Origin of the sequence: Streptomyces sp. NPDC047061 (assembly GCF_040643955.1) — a bacterium.
In the GTDB taxonomy this organism is placed as follows: Bacteria; Actinomycetota; Actinomycetes; order Streptomycetales; family Streptomycetaceae; genus Streptomyces.
On the sequence record NZ_JBEYVI010000116.1, the window covers coordinates 1 to 3,167 of the forward strand.

Below are 3,167 nucleotides of genomic sequence, written 5' to 3' on the forward strand. Positions count from 1 at the left end.
ACCCGCTCACCCGGACGGGCCTGAGCCAGATCCCGCAGCGCATAAAACGCCGTCAAGAACCCCACCGGCACCGATGCGGCCTCCTGGAACGACCAACCCCGCGGCATCCCAGCCACCAGCCGGCTGTCCACAACCCCGACCGGACCCCACCCCGGCACCAGGCCCATCACCGGCTCACCCACCGCCAGGCCGGTGACCCCGGGACCGGTCTCCAGGACCACCCCGGCGCCTTCCCCGCCCAGCACCCGGCCGTCCGCAACCATTCCCAGCCCGGCGACCACATCGCGGAAGTTCACACCCGCCGCCCGCAAACCCACCCGAACCTGACCCGGCAACAACTCGGCGCCCGCCTCGGGAGCATCAACCACAGCCGCACTGCCCAGATCACCCGGCTCGGCCACCTCCACCCGCCAACCTGGGTTCCCGGGCAGGATCAGCTCCCCGGACGCATCCGCCCGGACCAGCCGACGCCCGAACGCCACCACGGTCCCGCCGTCACCAGCCGGACGGATGCGGACCTCGGGCTCATCAGCACCCAGCACCGCAGCCAGGACGGTGTCCACGTCGGCGTCACGGGTCGGGTCCAGGCCGGCTGCCGGGTCGACATCGACCAGCAGCACACGGCCCGGGTGCTCCGACTGCGCCGAACGGACCAGACCCACCACCGCCGCACCCGCCAGGTCCTGCCCGGTAGCCGCACCCTGGGCCCAGACCACCAACCGCGCATTGTCCGTCCCGGGATCGGCCAGCCACTGCTGCACCCAACCCAACACCATCGCAGCAGCCAACTGAGCCGCCTCCGGCGCCCGGATCCCTTCTGCCGTGGACGGCACCACCCCCACCACCACCGACGCCGTCCCGGACCTGACCGGGACCGGCTCACCGAGCCGCACCCACTGCACCGCGGCGGCGTCAGGGGTCTGCGGGGCAGGCAGCGGGACCCAGTCCACCGTGAACAGCGACTTCCGCGCCTGCCCACCAGACCCAGCGAACTGACCAGCCGACGCCTCCCGCAGCACCAACGACCGTGCCGCCAGCACCGGCTGACCGACACCGTCAAACGCCGTCACCGAGATCCCACCCGACCCACGGGCCAGCACCACCCGCAAATGACGCGCACCCCCGGCCAGCAACCGCACCCCCGACCACACGAACGGCAACCCCGTCCCACCACCGCCATCGTTGCCAGTGCTGGCAGTGATGAGGGCGTGCAGGGCAGCGTCGAGGAGGGCTGGATGCAGGCCGAACCCGCCAGCATCAGCTTCGACAACCTCAGGCAGCTCAACCTCGGCATAGACCGTATCCCCGGCCTGCCATGCCCGGCGCAGGCCCTGGAACGCCGGACCATAGCCGTAACCGCGCTGAGCCAGCCTGTCGTAGGCGTCGTCGACCGGAACCGCGACCGCACCCGCCGGAGGCCAAACGGACAGCGGAGCCGGAACGGGCTCACCATCAGCCGGAGCCAACTCCCCAACTGCGTGCCGAACCCACTCACCCTCCCCCTCACGGGAGGAAACCGTCACGCTTCGCCGGCCACTGTCGCCATCGCTATCACCGACGTGGACCTGCAACTGCACCCCACCAGAACCCGGCAGGACCAGCGGCTCCTGGAGCGTCAACTCCTCCAGGACACCGCACCCGGCCAGGTCCCCGGCATGCATCGCCAGGTCCACGAACGCCGTGCCGGGCAGCAGCACCGTGCCGTGGACGGCGTGGTCGGCCAGCCACGGCATCGCAGCCAGCGACAGCCGCCCCGTCAACACCAACCCGTCACCATCAGCCAGCCACACCGCCGCCGCCAACAACGGATGCCCGGCGGCCTGCACACCCGCCGACGGCAGATTCCCCGCCCCGGCGACCGGCTTCGGCCAGTACCGCTGCCGCTGAAACGCATACGTCGGCAGGCCAACCTTCACCGCCCGACCCTCGTCGGCCGTCACCGCGGCCCAGTCCACATCGGCGCCAGCAGTGTAGGCGCCGGCCAGCGCGAGCAGCGCAGCCTCAGGCTCGTCGTGGTCGGCGCGCAGCACCGGGACCCAGGTCCCGGTGTCCGGGCCGGCCATAGCCGACAGCGAGCCCTCCGGGCCCAGCTCGGCGAAGACCCCGGCGCCCTGGGCGCGCAGCGCCTCGATCGCGTCGTGGTAGCGGACTGTGTCCCGCACATGCGCAACCCAGTAGGCCGGGCTGGTCACGTCCGCGCCCGGGGTCCCTGTCACCAGCGGTACCCGGGGCGCGCTGAACGCTACCCCGTCGAGGACCCGCCCGAACTCCTCCAGCATCGGGTCCATCAGCGGCGAGTGGAACGCGTGACTGACCCGCAGCCGGCGGGCCCGACCGCCGGCCTCCCGCCAGGCCCGGGACAGCTCGTCGACCACCGGCGCGTCGCCGGAAATCACCGTCTGCCGCGGCCCGTTGACCGCCGCAACTGCCACGCCGGCACGCCCCGCGACCAGTTCCGCGACCTGCTCGGGCGAGGCGTCCATCGCGGCCATCGCCCCGCCCCCCGGCAGCTGCTGCATCAGCCGACCCCGTGCCTCCACCACCGCGCATGCGTCGGTCAGGTCCCACACCCCGGCCACATGCGCGGCTGCCAGCTCGCCGACCGAATGCCCCGCTACCCACTGCGGCGCCACACCCCACGACGACCACAAGCGGAACAGGGCCACCTGCACCGCGAACAGCCCCGTCTGCGCGTACAACGTCTGGTCCAGGGTCTCCCCGCCAGCGGCGATCACCTCTCGCAGCGGGCGGGGCAGCAGCCCGTCCATATGGGCGCACACCTCGTCGAACGCGTCCGCGAACACCGGGTACGCCGCCCGCAGCCCCAAACCCATCCCGCCCCGCTGACTGCCCTGACCCGAGAACACCATCGCGACCCGGCCGTCGCCAGCGGTCCCAGTCACCACACCGGGTGCTTCCCGCCTCACGGCAGCCGCAGACAGGCCCTCCAGCAGCTGGCTACGGTCCCGGCCGACCACCGCAAGCCGGTGGGGGAACGCTGTGGTCCGCGTCATCGCCAGGGAGAACGCCACATCCCTGGCCGCGACCTCCGGACGAGCCGCCGCAAACTCCGCCAGCCGGCCCGCCTGCGCAGCCAGTGCCGCATCAGACCGCGCCGACACCACCCACACCACCGGACCGACAGACTCCGGCCCCAATTCAGAGGT

Annotated in this window: 1 protein-coding gene; it reads right to left on the reverse strand. The window is 72.3% G+C overall.

What is annotated here, in order from left to right; genetic code table 11:
* On the reverse strand, window positions 1-3,134 hold a 3,134-nt coding region (locus ABZ887_RS50985), incomplete at its 3' end, for an acyltransferase domain-containing protein (RefSeq protein WP_361306552.1).
* Between the last annotated feature and the right edge of the window lie 33 nt (window positions 3,135-3,167).